This window comes from Succinivibrio sp., assembly GCF_045124615.1.
GTDB lineage: Bacteria > Pseudomonadota > Gammaproteobacteria > Enterobacterales > Succinivibrionaceae > Succinivibrio > Succinivibrio faecicola.
The window spans coordinates 1-17,042 of the sequence record NZ_JBGVMC010000287.1; the positions used below are offsets into that span (position 1 = coordinate 1).

A 17,042-nucleotide genomic window follows, 5' to 3' on the forward strand; every position below is an offset into this window, starting at 1 on the left:
CATACCTAGGACCTTAAGCCGATTTAGCATGAGGTCTGTTAGTGTTAACGATCTGCCACAATAACATAGGTAGATCTTTAAATAATACACTGTCTCGATTAGATGGCTTTGACCTTTTACAGTACAGAGCTATGTCATCGAGAAGTTCTTTAACAATTTGATATACAGTAGATAATCCTTTGTTTTGTAAGGATTGGAATAGCTTGTTAAAACCGAAATTTAGATTATGAAGCTTTAGCATTGATAACCATTCTATTTTATTGTTGATTCTGGCTTTATGACCTAAATAGGTTTTGATAAATGAAACCATTAGCGAAAGGAGAATAAACAAAAGGATGATGTTCTTGTTAGCAGAGTTAATACTCTGAAGACAGGAGCTTTGTTTATTTGCCTTATTGAATAATTCAATAGACCAACGAATTCGATAAAGCAAATAAATCTGTCTTGCACATAATCTGTCTTTAGGAATGTTTGTTCTAAGAACAGAGCGAGTTTCAGATTCTTCATCTTTGTTATGATGTCTTATCACAACCCTAAGGTTATTACCTTTCGTTGTTTTAATGGTTAAATCAGCATTGGTGGTTAAAGGCAAATCTTTAATAGTTTTATCAATGAGATTAGAAAGCTCTTCCCCTGAGTCTGAATAAGCAGAATTGATTATTCCTGTTGTGTTATTTCTTCCCCTAATAAGGAAGAAATTACCAGAGTCAGCAATTCTCTGTTCAAGCTCTTCATCAATGTAACCTCTGTCAGCAATAATAAGAGTATTTTTGAATTTCTCTGGATAGACACAGGCTCTCTCAGAGCCAACAGCTTCAGTGATTTCAAAATACTCAAAGGTCTGCTTAACCATAGAGAAAGCGATATGAAGCTTAAGTCCTGGTCTTGCTGTAGTTCCATCTAAATGAGGTCTTCCTTTACCCTTACAGTAGAAGTTATTAGCACAGGAATATGATAAATCAATTTCAGTTCCATCAATCAAAATAATGTCATTAACCTTTAACTGCTTAAGAAGTTTGCTAAGGTTTTCAGGCAAAGCTTTCTTGATTTTCTTTATAAATGAGCTAGCAGAAGGTAATGTCATAATCTCAGATAAAAGACTTTTCATGACATCAAGTGTCTTTTCATTCTGCAACTGCTTATGAATACACTTATGACTCATAGATTTTTCAGGATTGAGTCTGTTATAGCTGTCATGTAAAGAGCATAAGGTGAACTCAGATTTTTTGGTTGATGAGCACATTAAATTAGCTGCATTTAACAGATAGTCTGATAAAGAGAAAAGTCTTTCTCTTACAATAGCTCCATTAGTTCTAGCTAAATCAGAAATGTGGTCTTTAGATAAAACTGATGTAAGAGAAGTTGCTTGAAATGTTGACTTTGGTTCAATAATAAGTGATAATTTTTGCATGGGATTTGTTTGTTATCTAATTGATTTTACACACATTTATTATATCACAAACAATCCCATTTTTATTATCAAATCCCTTAAAAATCAGCATTTTATACAAAAGTTACAAAAGTCCAAATTTCTGGAAAAACAGAGTCCAAAATCCCCAAAAAGAGATATCTAAATACCTCATTTATGGAGCTTGTATACCAAATTGTTAAAGAACTTATGCTTACTGAAGTAAATTCTGTAAACATTGAAAATCAATTAATGATTTTCTACTTATGTTTTAAAAAGATCTTCTGATACTTTTATCTAAAGATCTTAGGTATGCTAAAAAATATTCATTTTTATGGTCGTTTTCTTATAAAAACGGCCATTTTTCGTTTTTTAAGCTTTATATGAACAGTTTATTCACATTTCATTTGTTATAATTTCATAAACTTATTAAGAGATTAAATACAATGAAAAATGAATACCAAAATGAAGTAAGAATTATCGGTGGAAAATTCAAAGGAAAAAAACTCACTGTTAATGAAGCTCAAGGCTTAAGACCAACACCTGCACGTGTTAGGGAAACAGTTTTTTCTTGGCTTAAGGATTCATTAAACAACGCTAGTGTTCTTGACCTTTTTGCAGGTTCTGGAGCATTAGGAATTGAAGCTTATTCACGTGGTGCAAAAAAAGTTGAATTAGTTGATCTTAACAAGGACAACATAAAATCAATCAACGAATGCATAAAGAATTTTAATGATAACAATATAAGAGCTATTAACGTAGATGCAATTGAGTATTTAAAAAACTGTAATACTCATTTTGATGTAGTTTTTATAGATCCTCCATATGCACTTAATATATATGAGAGTGTTTTAACATTACTTAATGAAAGAAACCTTATTGACGAAAACTCTCTTTTATATGTAGAGATGAGAAACGGAACTAATCAGTCTGTTGTTGGATATGAAATCATAAAAAGTGAGAACGCAGGTAATTCAAAATATACACTTTGGAAAAAAAGTTCTCTTCTGTTCTAATTAAATAAAAAAAGAGTCAGAACATGAAAATGTAATGACTCTTTATCTTTCAAAGAAAATAAAAAATTATCTTCTTCTGTTTCTAGATATTTCAACAACCTTCAGACGGGCCATTGCGTCAGCTAATCTTGATAAAGCATGTGCATAGTAACTATCACCACTGCCATGATTTTCAAGCATCTTCTTAGCAGTTTTAATAGCTTCCTGCGCCTTAGCCTCATCAATATCATCAGCGCGTAATGCAGTATCAGCAAGTATGGTTACATTATCAGGCTGAACTTCTAACACACCACCAGCAAGGTATATTTCGTCTTCCTTGTTGTTTATATCAACAAGTCTTACCATACCTGTCTTAATGATAGTCAAAAGTGGGGTATGACCATATCGGATACCCATTTCACCTTCAGAACCTGTTACTCTCAGGCTCTTTACAGAGCCTGAATAAAGACTACCTACACCACTTATAACATCAAGATGGAAAGATATAGAATCCATTTGACCTCCGAAATTATAAGTTCTTAGCCTTTTCTACTGCTTCGTCAATGGTTCCTACCATATAGAAAGCCTGCTCTGGTAAATTATCATATTCACCATCAATAATTCCCTTGAAGCCACGGATTGTTTCTTTTAATGGAACATATTTACCTGGGCTTCCAGTGAATACTTCAGCAACACTGAATGGCTGTGATAAGAAACGCTCTACCTTACGGGCTCTTGCTACAACAAGCTTATCTTCTTCTGATAACTCATCCATACCAAGAATTGCGATAATATCCTTAAGCTCCTTATAACGCTGTAAAACAGTCTGAACACCACGAGCAACCTCATAATGCTCCTGACCTACAACATAAGGATCCAGCTGACGAGATGTTGATGCTAAAGGATCAACTGCAGGATAAATACCTAAAGAAGCAATCTGACGTGATAGAACGATAGTTGCATCCAAGTGTGCGAATGTTGTTGCAGGGCTAGGATCGGTCAAGTCATCAGCAGGAACATAAACAGCCTGTACTGATGTAATAGAACCGTTCTTAGTTGAAGTAATACGCTCCTGAAGAACACCCATTTCTTCTGCTAATGTAGGCTGATAACCCACAGCAGAAGGCATACGGCCTAACAGTGCAGAAACCTCAGTACCAGCTAGAGTATAACGATAAATGTTATCGATGAATAACAATACATCTAAGCCTTCATCACGGAATTTTTCTGCTACAGTAAGACCTGTTAAAGCTACACGAAGACGGTTTCCTGGTGGTTCATTCATCTGACCGTAAACCATTGATACCTTATCGATAACCTTTGATTCTTGCATTTCATGGTAGAAGTCATTACCCTCACGAGTACGCTCACCTACGCCAGTAAATACAGATAAACCAGAATGTGCTTTTGCAATGTTGTTAATCAGCTCCATCATGTTAACTGTCTTACCAACACCAGCACCACCGAATAGACCTACCTTACCACCCTTGGCAAATGGGCAGATAAGATCCATAACCTTAATACCTGTTTCAAGAATCTCTGTTGTAGAAGACTGTTCAGCGTATGTTGGAGCAGCACGGTGTATAACCCACTTTTCTTTTTCTCCAATAGGTCCTCTGTCATCTACAGGCTGACCTAATACGTTCATGATACGGCCTAAAGTTTCTCTACCAACAGGAACTTTAACACCAGCACCAGTATTTACAGCTTCAATACCTCTAGATAAACCATCTGATGAACCCATAGCGATACATCTAACTACACCGCCACCAATCTGCTGTTGAACTTCCAAAATCAGATCCTGACGGTTTTTTCCGTCACCCTTAACTTCTAGAGCATCATATAACTCTGGAATCTGACCCTCAGGGAATTCAACGTCAACGACAGCACCAATGATCTGTACAATAGTACCTACCACACCGGCTCGATTTGTTGTCTCAGCCATCTTTAATTCCTCATTTCCTAAACCGCTGAAGCACCGGATACGATGTCATTAAGTTCCATCGTAATACCAGCCTGTCTTGCTTTGTTGTATTCAAGCTGTAAATCGCTTACTAAAGAATCTGCATTATCAGTTGCAGCCTTCATGGCAACCATACGAGCTGCTTGCTCTGAAGCTAAGTTTTCAAGAACAGCTTGATAAACCATCTGCATTACATAGCGATCTAAAACTACCTTTAATATGTCCTGTGGTTCTGGCTCATATAGATAATCCCAGTGATGGCCCTTTCCATCCTCATTATCATCTTTAGTTAATGGGAGTAACTGGCCGACAGTAGGGATTTGAACCATTGTGTTTTTAAATGAATTGAAAGCTATATAAATAGCATCTACTTCACCCTTTAAAAACGCATTAGTCATAACTTTAATAGCACCAACAAGTTTCTCTGGTTTAGGATTATCTCCAAATCCAGCATGCTGAGCTATGACATCTATACCAGAATGATTAAAGTAACCTGAAGCTTTTGAACCAAGCAAAGCAACCTTAATACCCATACCCTGATCTGAAAATTCTTTCATTTTTAGGGTAACTTTTCTGAATAGATTGATATTCAAGCCACCACATAAACCACGATCTGTAGATACTATAATAAAGCCTACATTCTTGATTTCTCTATCTTCCATAAATGGATGATGGAATTCTGAATGGCTTGAAGCGATATGACTAATAATGGCATGCAGGCCCTTTGAATAAGGACGAGATTGAGTCATCTTATCTTGAGCCTTACGCATCTTAGAGGCAGCAACCATCTGCATAGCACTAGTAATCTTCTGTGTATTCTGCACAGAAGAAATTTTAGTACGTATTTCCTTTGCACCTGCCATATAAGATAGTCTCCTAGTAGGTCTGAGTTGACTTGAAGTCTTTTAATACATCTTCAAGTTTTGTTGCAATCTCATCAGAATAATCTGGCTTTGCATCAATATCCGCTAGAAGCTGTGAATACTTAGAATGAGCAAATTCAAGTAAAGCCTTCTCAAATGGAAGAACCTTATTTAATTCAACATCCTGTAAGAAACCACGCTCTGCTGCGAAAATAATGAGTGCCTGCTCAGCTACAGTAAGAGGTGCATACTGATTCTGTTTCATCAGCTCTGTTACCTTCTGACCATGATCAAGCTGTTTTCTTGTAGCCTCATCAAGATCTGAAGAGAACTGAGCGAAAGCAGCTAATTCTCTATACTGTGCTAAAGCTGTTCTGATACCACCAGATAACTTCTTAATAATCTTAGTCTGTGCTGCACCACCTACACGTGAAACTGAAATACCAGGATCTACTGCAGGTCTTACACCAGAGTTAAATAAACTTGTTGTTAAGAAAATCTGACCGTCGGTAATTGAAATTACGTTAGTAGGAATGAAAGCAGAAACGTCACCAGCCTGAGTTTCGATAATAGGCAGTGCTGTTAAAGAACCAGTCTTTCCTACAACCTTTCCACCAGATAACTTCTCTAGGTATTCAGCATTTACACGTGATGCACGCTCTAATAGACGTGAATGTAAATAGAATACGTCACCTGGGAATGCTTCACGCCCTGGAGGGCGGCGTAACAGCAATGAAATCTGTCTGTATGCAACAGCATGCTTAGATAAGTCATCATAAATAATTAAGGCATCTTCACCCTGATCCATGAAATACTCACCCATCGCACAACCTGCATAAGGCGCAATATATTGTAATGCAGCTGTATCTGAAGCTGATGCAACTACAACGATAGTGTTGTTTAAAGCACCTTCTTCATCTAATTTTCTTACTACTGAAGCAATAGTTGATGCTTTCTGACCAATAGCAACATAAATACAGCGAACACCGTACTTAACCTGATTGATGATTGTGTCGATTGCTAATGCTGTCTTACCAGTCTGTCTGTCACCAATAATAAGCTCACGCTGACCACGTCCGATAGGAACCATGGAATCAACAGCCTTATAACCTGTCTGAATTGGCTGTGAAACACTCTGACGAGCAATAACACCTGGTGCAATCTTTTCAACTGGATAATGCTCATCGCAGTTAATTGGACCTTTACCATCAATTGGCTCACCTAAAGCATTTACTACTCTTCCAAGTAATGCGTTTCCAACAGGAACTTCAAGAATACGACCAGTTGAATGAACAGTCATACCTTCTGAAAGATTACTGTAAGGTCCTAAAACAATGGCACCTACAGAATCGCGCTCTAAGTTTAAGGCTAGACCGTAAAGATCGTTTCCAAACTCAAGCATTTCACCTTGCATAACGTTGGACAGACCGTGGATTCTTACGATACCATCGTTCACAGAAACAATAGTACCTTCATCTCTCTTTTCTGTCACAACCTTAAACTGCTGAATTCTCTTTTTTATTAACTCAGCAATTTCAGTTGAATTAAGTTGCATTCTATTTCCTCTTTTCTATTTGAGGGTTGATAACAAGTTTACTAAACTTGTCTTAACACTAGCATCAATAACCTTGTCACCAATTTTTAAAACTGCTCCACCTATTAAGGTTTCATCAATTTTTAATGACAGATTTATCTTACTGTTATAAACAGAAGCTAGCTTATCCTTAAGTGTTTTAATTTCGCTATCAGAAAAAGATCTTGCGGAGATCAATGTAGCATCTAAGCTCTTTTCGTGATTAGCACGAAGTCTGAGATACTCTTCATAAATTTCAGGAAGAACTTCAAATCTGTTGTTCTCACCAATAATCTTTACGAAATTGATACCACTTTCATCTAGTACGTCTTGCAAAAGCGAAATCAGACTGTCAGAAGCAACTTTTGAATTTGGAGCTACTTTAATAGCATCCATTACATATTCATTAGAAACAGCCAAAGACATTGCATATAGCATATTCTGCCATGCATCAATCTTATCTGTTTCTAAAGCAGTATCAAAAGCAGCTTGAGCATAAGGTCTTGCAACAGTCAAATTTTCAGCCATTACTAACCCCTAGTTATAGTGAACTCATAATTTTCTTAAGCATTTCGCTGTCAGCTTGAGCATCGATTTTTTCACCGATAATCTTCTGAGCACCTTCAACTGCTAAAGAAATACACTCAGCTCTCAAAGATTCACGGGCTTTGTTCTTTTCAGCTTCGATTTCACTCTTAGCAAGATCAAGGATCTTCTTTCGTTCAATCTGAGCTTCTTCAGAAGCTTTGTCAATAATCTGAGATCTGGTCTTATTTGCTTCATCTATGATCTTCTGAGCTTCAGCTCTAGCTTTCTTGATAGTGTCTTTAGCATTCTCATTAGCTAGTTCTAAGCTCTTTTTAGCTTTTTCTGCAGCAGTCAATCCATCAGCAATTTCTTTCTGTCTCTTTTCAAGAGCACCCATTAAAGGTGGCCATACATATTTCATGCATAACACAGCGAAAATTAAAAACGCTACGGCCTGACCTACAAAAGTTGCATTAATTTCCAATCTAGATACCTCTAAATTTGTAAGGTTTATCTATTAACCAGCAACAGCAAACATTAAATACATACCTAAACCAACACCGATCATAGGAATAGCGTCAACTAGACCCATAACAATGAAGAACTGAGTACGTAAAAGAGGTAATAAATCAGGCTGTCTTGCTGAACCTTCTAGGAATTTACCACCTAGAATACCAATACCAATAGCTGCACCAATAGCAGCTAAGCCCATCATTAGACCTGCAGCAAGGAATATTAATTCCATCTTATTTCTCCTTAATTAAACAAAAATTAATCTTCTTCACTGGCCATTGATAAATAAACAATAGTCAGAACCATAAATATAAAAGCTTGTAATGTAACAATGAGGATATGGAATAAAGCCCAAGGTACATTTAATGTCCACTGAATCCACCATAAAGGTAGTAATGCAATCAGAATGAATATCATTTCACCTGCATACATGTTTCCAAAAAGTCGAAGACCTAGAGAGATAGGCTTTGACAGAAGTGAAACACCTTCTAGTAACAGGTTTACTGGTATGAATGCCCAGTGATGGAATGGATGTAGTGTTAAGCTTTTAGTAAAACCTTTTATACCAATATTTTTAAATGAGAAAGCAAATATCAGTAGGAAAATGCAGAATGCCATTGATAATGTAACATTAACATCTGCTGATGGAACTACTCTGAAATATGGAACACCAAGTTTTTTTGCTAACTCAGGAATGAGATCGATAGGAAGTAAATCCATGAGGTTCATAAAGAAAATCCACATGAATACTGTAAGAGCTAGAGGAGCTATAAGTTTACTCTTTCTCTTGAAAATACTTGTTACTGTACCCTGTACAAATTCCATTATCATTTCAATAAAGCATTGAGCTTTACTTGGTACACCTGATGTTGATTTATTTACAGCTCTTCTGAATAACCATAAGAAAAGAAAACCAAGAACAATACTTATACCAAGAGAATCAAGATTCAATGTATAAGGATTTACAATCTGACTTTCTTTACTTTCATTATGGGAGCTGTAACAGACACCAGAACCTAAATCAAAAAGCTTGCATTTTTCTACAGCCACAGTTGTTAAACACTGTTCATGAGTAGAACCACTTGAAACACAAGCATCGAATTCTTGAGAAGACACAGGCTTTACACTATCAACTACAGAAAAATCTCTTAAATCAACCTGTAGGAAGTGTAAATGATGAGAGATATAACCTTGAGAACTGCTTCCTGACATAGAAACGCATCCTAAATTCGAAAAAATAATACTAATATATTGAAAATAAGACTTTTTAAATTTTTTGTCAAAGCAAAGTAAATAAAAATTTACATACTCGCCCTATTTTTGTTCATTTATTGCATACTTAACATATATTAAAACTTTAAAAATAACCACAATCACAAATGAGATAATTACTATTTTGTTATTTAACTCAAAAAAACTAAAGCAGTACCAACAGCAAAAAACTAGCAAAAACAGTTTTACTACAAGTCTGTAAAAAGCAAATAAAATATCTATTCTTGGATTGTTAAACGAATGCTTTACTCTTATATAAAAATATAAATCAACAGCATTCAAGGCTATAAAAATCAAAAGTCCATACAAAACAGACTTTAGAGTTAGTATTAGAGGAATGTTTTTTGAATAGGAATAAATGAGTGATAAAAAAATAAATACTGCAAAAAAATATAGATATAGTTTTATATTGTTTATTAATCTATCACTCATATAACTTTAAGAATTTTCTGTAATTTCTATATTAGAAAGATCTTCTTGATTGTCTGTATTCTCAATATTTTCAATATTTTCATTAACTTCAATATTCTCTGTTAAATCATGTTCATTATTTTCAATACTCTCTTCAGGTACAGAAACAGTATTTGATTCAACATTAAAGAAAGAAAGTAATCTTTCTAATTCAACTCTTGAAGAATATGAAAGAGTTAAAGATCCCTTATCTTCATTTTTAGCAGAAAATTTAGCTCTTATGCCTGACAGCTGAACACTAATATTATTTGCCCAGGAAGAAAAACTTTCATTTGTATATTTAACTGTATTTTCCTTCTTAAAGTTAAAACCATTTTCTTTAATGTCTTTAACTAAAGCTTCAGTCTGTCTCACATTCAAAGACTTTTTAATAACATATAAAGCAGCCTTGAGCTGTTCATTTCCATCTTCAAGGCCCAATAAAACCTTTGCATGACCTAAATCAATCTGTTTTGATGCAACTAACTGTTTTACATCATTCTGAAGATTATTCAATCTAAGAATATTAGTTACAGTACTTCTTGATTTACCTAAAGTTTTGGCCAATTCCTCTTGTGTTATTGAACACTGCGAAATCATCTGGTCAAAAGCCTGAGCCATTTCTAAAGGATTTAAATCCTCTCTTTGAATATTTTCAATAAGAGCAATAGCATAGCTGTTTATTTCAAGATCATCTCTTACAAGACAAGGAACTTCATCTAATAAAGCTAATTTACATGCTCTATAACGTCTTTCACCACAGATAATCTCATACATATCATCTGCTTTTTTAACTAAAAGAGGCTCTAAAAGACCATGTTCTTTAATAGATAAAGCAAGCTCATTTAAACTTTCATTATCAAAATTTTTTCTTGGCTGATAAACAGAAGGTTTTAGCTTATTTATATCTATCTTAACAACTGAATTTTCAGATATAACAATATTCTCATTATTCTGTGGCTGAACAGTATTTTCAGCTTGTACTGTATTTACAACAGTATTTTCTTCCTTAGCTTTTTTTGATTCGCTTAAAAGAGATCCTAAACCTCTACCTAAACCTGCCATTTATAGTTTTCCTTAAAAAATTAAGCCTTTTCTATTACTTCAGCTGCGAGAGCAAGATAAGCTTTAGAACCTACGGATGACTTATCGTAATACATAGCTGGTTTACCATAACTTGGAGCTTCAGCTAAACGAACATTTCTTGGAATAATAGTATCGTATACAAGATCACCAAAATTGTTTTTTAATTCATCAGATACATCTGTAGATAAACGATTTCTATTATCGTACATTGTTCTTAGAATTCCCTCAATTTTAAGCTTTGAATTAACAGCATTAGCTAGCTGCTCAACAGTCTGAAGAAGAAGTGTAAGACCTTCTAAAGCAAAATACTCACACTGAAGAGGCACTAAAATAGAATCAGATGCACACAAAGCATTAACTGTTAATATGTTTAGTGATGGAGGGCAATCAATTAAAACAAAATCATAATCATACTTTATGTTTTCTAAAGCTTTCTTTAAAAAGCTTTCTCTTCCATATTTATCTAAAAGATTTACTTCTGCAGCAGTTAAATCTTCATTTGCTGGAATCAAATGAAAACTACCTTCAGTTTCAGTTACTAATGCATCCTTTATGTTCAGACCATCAATAAGAACATTTGTAATTGACTTTGAAAGATCAAATTTTGATACTCCAGAAGCCATTGTTGCATTTCCCTGAGGGTCACAATCTAAAACTAAAATCTTTTTCTGCATTGCAGCTAGCGAAGCGGCAAGATTCACGCATGTGGTTGTTTTACCTACACCACCCTTCTGATTAGCAATAGCAATTACTTTAGTCAATTTAATAATCCTTATATTTATTTAACCTTTTTCAAGATAACTGCATTTCTGACTGCATCTAAAGTAGGCACCTGAAGAGGTATTATTTCTTCAATTTTAACTGTACTAGGAACATCATTTATTTCTTTTTCTTCTAGATGAGATTTCATTGCAACAAAACCCCCATCATCTTTAATCAGATCCTTACACCAGTTTACGATTTTATCTAAAGGCGCAAAAGCTCTACTTAAAATACAATCAAACTTTTCTTCTATTTTTATCTTTTCACAGCGTTCATTAATGATTTCAACATTGTTTAATTTTAATGAAACAGCTGCAAATCTAACAAAAGACAGTTTCTTGGCAATTGAATCAATCAATGTAAATTTTTTTTCTGGATGAAGTATAGCAAGAACGAGACCAGGAAAACCTGCACCTGTTCCCACATCAGCAATATTATTTTTAAAATTTTTAATTACTGGTGATACTACAGCACTATCCAATATATGAAGAACAATCATCTTATCAGCATCATCAATTGCTGTAAGATTATATGTCTTATTCCATTTTTTAAGCATTACAACCAATGATGCCATTTTTTCAACTTGTTCATCATTGAATTCAACTGTTGTTTTAGAAAGTAATTCTTTTATTTTATTAAAACATTTACTTTGTAAGCCAATATCTGAATCGTTATGCATCATCTATCCTAATTTTTACCAAGTAAATTCATCTTCTTTAAATGAACTAGAAGAATTGAAATAGCAGCAGGTGTTACACCAGAAATTCTTGAAGCTATACCAATTGTTTCAGGCTTATACTCGTTTAACTTCTGAGCAACCTCATTAGAAAGAGCAGATATGTTCTTATAATCAAAATCTAATGGCAGTAAAGTCTGCTCATTAACTTCTTTCTTCTTAATATCTTCTAATTCTCTTTGTAAGTATCCCTGGTATTTAACCTGTATTTCTACCTGCTCAATAGACTGTTCTTTCTTTGCTATAGGCTCTAACTTAGATGCCTCTATTAAAGATTTTAGGTTTACTTCAGGTCTTCTTAAGATTTCTTCTAATGTCTGTTCTTGAGAAAGGTTTGTTCTTAAAATTGTATTGATATCTTTACCCATCTGAGATGAAGGCTTAACAGAAAGTTCACGTAAACGAGCCTTTTCTTTTTCTATCTCATTTTGTTTTTCTTCAAAGAACTTCCATCTTTCATCTGTAATGATACCTAACTCTCTAGCTTTTGGAGTCAATCTGATATCAGCATTATCTTCTCTTAAAATTAATCTATATTCAGCACGAGAAGTAAACATTCTGTATGGTTCTTTTGTACCAAGTGTACATAAATCATCCATAAGAACGCCAACATAAGCTTCATTACGACGAGGGAACCATGCAGGCTGACCTTTTACATATAAACCTGCATTAATACCAGCTAATAAGCCCTGAGCTGCAGCTTCCTCATATCCTGTTGTACCATTAATCTGACCTGCTAAGAACAATCCTGGTACCTTTTTAGACTGCATTGAAACACTTAATTCTCTTGGATCATAGAAATCGTATTCAATTGCATAACCAGGTCTTGCAATAATTGCATTTTCTAAACCTTCAATAGATCTAATAAAATTCTCCTGTACATCAAAAGGTAAAGATGTAGAAATACCGTTTGGATATACAAGTGGAGATGTAAGACCTTCAGGTTCAATAAAAACCTGATGAGAAGTTCTGTCAGGATATCTTACAATCTTATCTTCAATAGATGGACAATATCTTGGACCAACAGAGTGAATAATTCCTGAATAAAGAGGACTTCTATCTAATCCACCTCTAATGATTTCATGGGTTTTCTCATTGGTCTTTGTTATATAACAAGGAACCTGAGTTGGATGAATTTTTTCTTCATTTAAATAAGAAAATGCAGGTTGAGGATATTCAGGATCCTGCTTAGTCATTTTTGAATAATCAATTGAAGAAGCTACAATTCTTGCAGGAGTACCTGTCTTTAATCTACCTACCTTTAAGCCAAGTTCTTTTAAATTCTCAGCAAGTTTAACAGATGCAGGATCACCTGCTCTACCGCCAGAATAATGCTCAAGACCAATATGAATTAATCCGTTAAGGAAAGTACCAGCACAGATAATAACAGCCTTACAGTAGAATTCAATACCAGCAGCTGTTTTAACACCATTAATGGTGCCATCCTTATATAAGATCTCTGTTGCAGGTTGCTGAAAAATCGTTAGATTCTCATATCCCCATAAAGTTTTTCTCATTACTTCTTTATATAAATGTCTGTCAGTTTGAGCTCTTGTTGCTCTTACTGCTGGACCTTTAGAAGAATTCAAAGTTCGAAACTGAATACCAGCCTTATCAATAGCATCAGGGCAAACACCACCCATAGCATCAATTTCTTTAATAAGATGACCTTTACCGATACCACCAAAAGCAGGGTTGCATGACATTTCACCTACTGTCTCTAAATTATGAGTAAGTAATAATGTCTTACATTTCATTCTTGCAGATGCACCAGCTGCTTCAATACCAGCATGACCTGCACCAATTACAATAACGTCAAATTCTCTAAAGCTGTTCATGAAAGTATGTAACCTCTGAAAAAGAGAAAATTTTTAATATTCATTAATTGGATTTCCCACGAATTTAAGAATCCGATAATGAATATTAGAAAATATTAATTTATTAATATATATATTTTATTATGGTTATTATTAGGATCTTAATTTTTGTTGATTCAGAAAAATTTTCTTTAAAATCAATAAAATATAAAAAAATAAGTCTTCTGATAACCTGTTAATTAATTTTGGAAAATTGTGGGAAACTTTGTAGTTATCAACAGGATAAATATTATACTAATTTTTTCCAATTAATTCCCAAAGGTTTTTAGATATTTTTCCAAAGGGTTTTCCACAGTTTTTTAACAGGTCTATTTTACCGAATTGCACATAAAAAATCAGAAAATAAAAGATAATAATTTATAAAAGAAATGGTTATTTATGAGAGAAAAATAAAGAAAATATCTATAAATGATATGAAAAATCAAATAGTTATTTAACTATATAACCAAAAGGTTATAGAAGTTGATAAAAAAATAGTATTAGCCAAATAATTATTCCTTTTTTATTATTCTAACCACAGATTATTAAACAACTAAAAAATAAAAGAAGGAAAATTATTATGAAAAAGTCTTTATTAGCTTTAGCTATCTTAACTCCAGTTCTTTCTGCAAATGCTGCAAATGTATACGATTCTAACGGTACACAATTAAGTGTTGGTGGAAGAGTTCAGTCAGTATTCTTTTCAGCTAACTCATCAAAAGCTGGAGAAAAGGATTCATCACTTGTTAACTCAGCACGTTTTAATTTAAGTGGTCAGACTAAAGTAAATGATTTTATTTCAGCTCTTGCTTTTACAGAGTGGGATTTAGCAGATGGCCATAAAAAGAATGTAGGAGATAACATTAAATCAAGAGAACAGTATGTAGGTGCCCAGTTCAGTAAGTATGGAAAGCTTATTGCAGGTAAAACATTCGATTCAACAAGAGCTTTATCATTATCTACTGATACTTTAGAAACTTTAGATATCTACAATGATACTGGCTTAAATGGAGATAGAAGAAATGGTGTTGTTAGATATGATTATGATAATAACAATATCTTTTTATCTGCATCTTTCCAGATTGCTTCTGATGAACAGGTAGTTTTTGGAAAAAAGAGAGATCTTGAATCAGGTTACTCTTTAACTGCTGGTTATACTTTTGATGATGTATTCTTTGGACCTTTATCAATTAAAGCTGGTTATAACTATTTAAAAGGTCAGGATGATGATGTTTCTTCTAATGTTTATGAAAATTCAACAAAATTAGGTAATTATTCTATCTTAGATAAAGCTGATAACTATGGTTTATCTGTAACTTTAGGTTCATTAGTAGATGGACCTTATATTGGTGCTCATGCATATAGACAGAATTCTTATTTTGAACCAGTTAGCGTACAAAACTCAGGTGTAGAATCTTATAAATTAAGAGATCTAAAGCATGTTAGAAGTGGCTATGAACTTTTAGGTGGATATAATTTTGAAAACGGCATTTCTGTTTATGCAGGTTATGAAGTTCAGAAACAAAAGATTTCTGCTCACAATACTCAAAATTCTGAATTTACTTATAAGAGAATTCCTGTTCAGGTTAAATATACCTATTTAGGAGTTAAGTTATGGGTAGAAGCTGAATTTGATGCAGGTTCAGACAAGAAGGAAAAATATAAGAATATTTCACCAGTATACAATGGAGAATTTACACCATACAGCAACCACACTCAGTTTACAGTAGGTGCTAGATATACATTCTAAGATAAGATTGTTTTAAGAAATTAAAAATCTCATTATTTACTACAAAGTAGTTTGATAATGAGATTTTTTTATGGAAATAGTTTAATAAAAAATACTAATATTAAACACGCTTTCTGAATTCGTTGGTACGAGTATCGATTTCGATCTTATCACCGATATTTACGAAATCTGGTACTGATAACTCATAACCTGTACCTGCTAAACGAGCTGGCTTAACAACTTTACCTGATGTATCACCCTTAACAGCTGGTTCAGTGTACTCAACTTCACGAACAATGCTGATTGGTAATTCAACAGAGATTGCCTTACCGTTGTAGAAAGTAACCTGGCAAACGTCTTCCATACCATCGATTAGATAGTTTAATACGTCACCCATATTGTCCTTTTCGATTTCATACTGGTTGAATTCTTCATCCATGAAAACGTATAAAGGATCATTGTAGTATGAATATGTACAATCCTTGTGCTCTAGGATAACGTCGTCTAAACGATCATCTGCACGGAAAACAGTCTCAGTACCGCCGTTTGAAAGAAGATTCTTTAACTTCATCTTAACAACAGCTGCATTACGACCTGATTTGCTGTACTCAGCCTTCTGAACAACCATTGGGTTGCCGTTTAACATGATAACGTTGCCAGTACGAACTTCTTGAGCTAACTTCATTGTAAAACCCTTAAAATTGAATTAAAAAAATAAGGCAAGACTAATACTAGTCATGCAAACAATGATTATTCATTGTTATAAATGATCCTAGTTTCATACTTACCTTAGTTTATAAATGTAAGAAATCTTAACTTTTTAAAACTAGTATCATGTATTTTTGCTTGTGAAATTTTTTATATTCCACATAATTAGTTCGTTATTTTATCAGATTTCTTATCTTATTTATCATCTTTCGATAATTTTTCGCCAATAAAAGATAAAAGATTTTTTGTTAGAGAATCATGGGATAACAGATATTCTGACCATAAATATGATAAATTTTTCCATTTTTCATAATATTCAGAAAAATCAAAATTCTCTAAAAAATCAGAAAATCCGTTATAACTCAATGTAATATTTTTTAATATTTCAATATCATCTTTCAAACCTAATTTTTCATTCATTAGGTTAAATAAGGCATTTATCTTATCTAAGTGAGCATTATCGTCTGTTGGATAAATATTCCATATAAATGGTTTTCCTACAAGCATTGCTCTTACTATTGAATCTTCACCTCTTACTAGATTTATAGCTGAAGATATCAAGATATCGTCATATTCTTCGTGATTAACCATTTTTAAAGT

The 17,042-nt window shown here is 33.7% G+C and carries 17 protein-coding genes; 2 read left to right on the plus strand and 15 right to left on the minus strand.

Going from position 1 to position 17,042, the window contains the following annotated elements; genetic code table 11:
• Positions 1-13: 13 nt before the first annotated feature.
• Positions 14-1,411, minus strand: coding sequence for an IS4 family transposase (locus ACJML3_RS07410; RefSeq protein ID WP_219938421.1), 1,398 nt, complete (start codon positions 1,409-1,411; stop codon positions 14-16).
• Positions 1,412-1,854: 443 nt separating this feature from the next.
• On the opposite strand from ACJML3_RS07410, the gene rsmD reads away from it, so the two are divergent.
• Positions 1,855-2,424, plus strand: coding sequence for a 16S rRNA (guanine(966)-N(2))-methyltransferase RsmD (gene rsmD, locus ACJML3_RS07415; RefSeq protein ID WP_406021992.1), 570 nt, complete (start codon positions 1,855-1,857; stop codon positions 2,422-2,424).
• Between the two features lie 66 nt (positions 2,425-2,490).
• Here the strand turns inward: rsmD and ACJML3_RS07420 are convergent, their stop codons facing one another.
• The 12 genes from ACJML3_RS07420 to mnmG all read right to left on the minus strand — a co-directional run bounded on the left by ACJML3_RS07420 (position 2,491) and on the right by mnmG (position 13,987).
• Positions 2,491-2,919 carry a F0F1 ATP synthase subunit epsilon gene (locus tag ACJML3_RS07420; RefSeq protein ID WP_406021994.1) on the minus strand — a complete coding sequence of 143 codons (429 nt, stop codon included), beginning with the start codon at positions 2,917-2,919 and terminating at the stop codon, positions 2,491-2,493.
• A gap of 13 nt (positions 2,920-2,932) precedes the next feature.
• Positions 2,933-4,348 (minus strand): F0F1 ATP synthase subunit beta, encoded by a 1,416-nt coding sequence (gene atpD, locus ACJML3_RS07425; protein ID WP_406021996.1) that lies wholly within the window; start codon positions 4,346-4,348, stop codon positions 2,933-2,935.
• Between the two features lie 17 nt (positions 4,349-4,365).
• Entirely contained in the window at positions 4,366-5,229 is an 864-nt protein-coding gene (atpG, locus tag ACJML3_RS07430) for a F0F1 ATP synthase subunit gamma (protein WP_219937879.1), read from the minus strand.
• Between the two features lie 13 nt (positions 5,230-5,242).
• Positions 5,243-6,784 (minus strand): F0F1 ATP synthase subunit alpha, encoded by a 1,542-nt coding sequence (atpA, locus tag ACJML3_RS07435; RefSeq protein ID WP_288135302.1) that lies wholly within the window; start codon positions 6,782-6,784, stop codon positions 5,243-5,245.
• Between the two features lie 15 nt (positions 6,785-6,799).
• Positions 6,800-7,330 carry a F0F1 ATP synthase subunit delta gene (locus tag ACJML3_RS07440; RefSeq protein WP_406021998.1) on the minus strand — a complete coding sequence of 177 codons (531 nt, stop codon included), beginning with the start codon at positions 7,328-7,330 and terminating at the stop codon, positions 6,800-6,802.
• Positions 7,331-7,343: 13 nt separating this feature from the next.
• Positions 7,344-7,814 (minus strand): F0F1 ATP synthase subunit B, encoded by a 471-nt coding sequence (locus ACJML3_RS07445; RefSeq protein WP_219937876.1) that lies wholly within the window; start codon positions 7,812-7,814, stop codon positions 7,344-7,346.
• A gap of 33 nt (positions 7,815-7,847) precedes the next feature.
• Complete coding sequence (gene atpE / locus ACJML3_RS07450; RefSeq protein ID WP_219937875.1) at positions 7,848-8,075, minus strand: F0F1 ATP synthase subunit C; 228 nt, start codon at positions 8,073-8,075, stop codon at positions 7,848-7,850.
• A gap of 26 nt (positions 8,076-8,101) precedes the next feature.
• Positions 8,102-9,055, minus strand: coding sequence for a F0F1 ATP synthase subunit A (atpB, locus tag ACJML3_RS07455; protein ID WP_406022001.1), 954 nt, complete (start codon positions 9,053-9,055; stop codon positions 8,102-8,104).
• A 498-nt stretch (positions 9,056-9,553) separates the two neighbouring features.
• Positions 9,554-10,630, minus strand: a complete 1,077-nt coding sequence (locus ACJML3_RS07460; protein ID WP_406022003.1) for a ParB/RepB/Spo0J family partition protein — start codon at positions 10,628-10,630, stop codon at positions 9,554-9,556.
• 20 nt (positions 10,631-10,650) lie between these two features.
• Positions 10,651-11,412 (minus strand): ParA family protein, encoded by a 762-nt coding sequence (locus ACJML3_RS07465; protein WP_406022005.1) that lies wholly within the window; start codon positions 11,410-11,412, stop codon positions 10,651-10,653.
• 17 nt (positions 11,413-11,429) lie between these two features.
• Positions 11,430-12,092, minus strand: coding sequence for a 16S rRNA (guanine(527)-N(7))-methyltransferase RsmG (rsmG, locus tag ACJML3_RS07470; protein ID WP_406022007.1), 663 nt, complete (start codon positions 12,090-12,092; stop codon positions 11,430-11,432).
• Positions 12,093-12,100: 8 nt separating this feature from the next.
• A complete protein-coding gene (mnmG, locus tag ACJML3_RS07475) occupies positions 12,101-13,987 on the minus strand; it encodes a tRNA uridine-5-carboxymethylaminomethyl(34) synthesis enzyme MnmG (protein WP_406022009.1) in 1,887 nt (628 codons plus the stop codon).
• Positions 13,988-14,585: 598 nt separating this feature from the next.
• Here mnmG and ACJML3_RS07480 point away from each other — a divergent pair.
• Positions 14,586-15,755 carry a porin gene (locus tag ACJML3_RS07480; protein ID WP_406022011.1) on the plus strand — a complete coding sequence of 390 codons (1,170 nt, stop codon included), beginning with the start codon at positions 14,586-14,588 and terminating at the stop codon, positions 15,753-15,755.
• Between the two features lie 100 nt (positions 15,756-15,855).
• On the opposite strand, the gene efp is transcribed toward ACJML3_RS07480, so the two are convergent.
• Both efp and earP read right to left on the minus strand, forming a co-directional pair.
• Positions 15,856-16,419 carry an elongation factor P gene (gene efp, locus ACJML3_RS07485; protein WP_219937868.1) on the minus strand — a complete coding sequence of 188 codons (564 nt, stop codon included), beginning with the start codon at positions 16,417-16,419 and terminating at the stop codon, positions 15,856-15,858.
• A gap of 218 nt (positions 16,420-16,637) precedes the next feature.
• Positions 16,638-17,042, minus strand: a 405-nt coding sequence (earP, locus tag ACJML3_RS07490; protein WP_406022014.1) for an elongation factor P maturation arginine rhamnosyltransferase EarP, incomplete at its 5' end; no start/stop codon positions are given.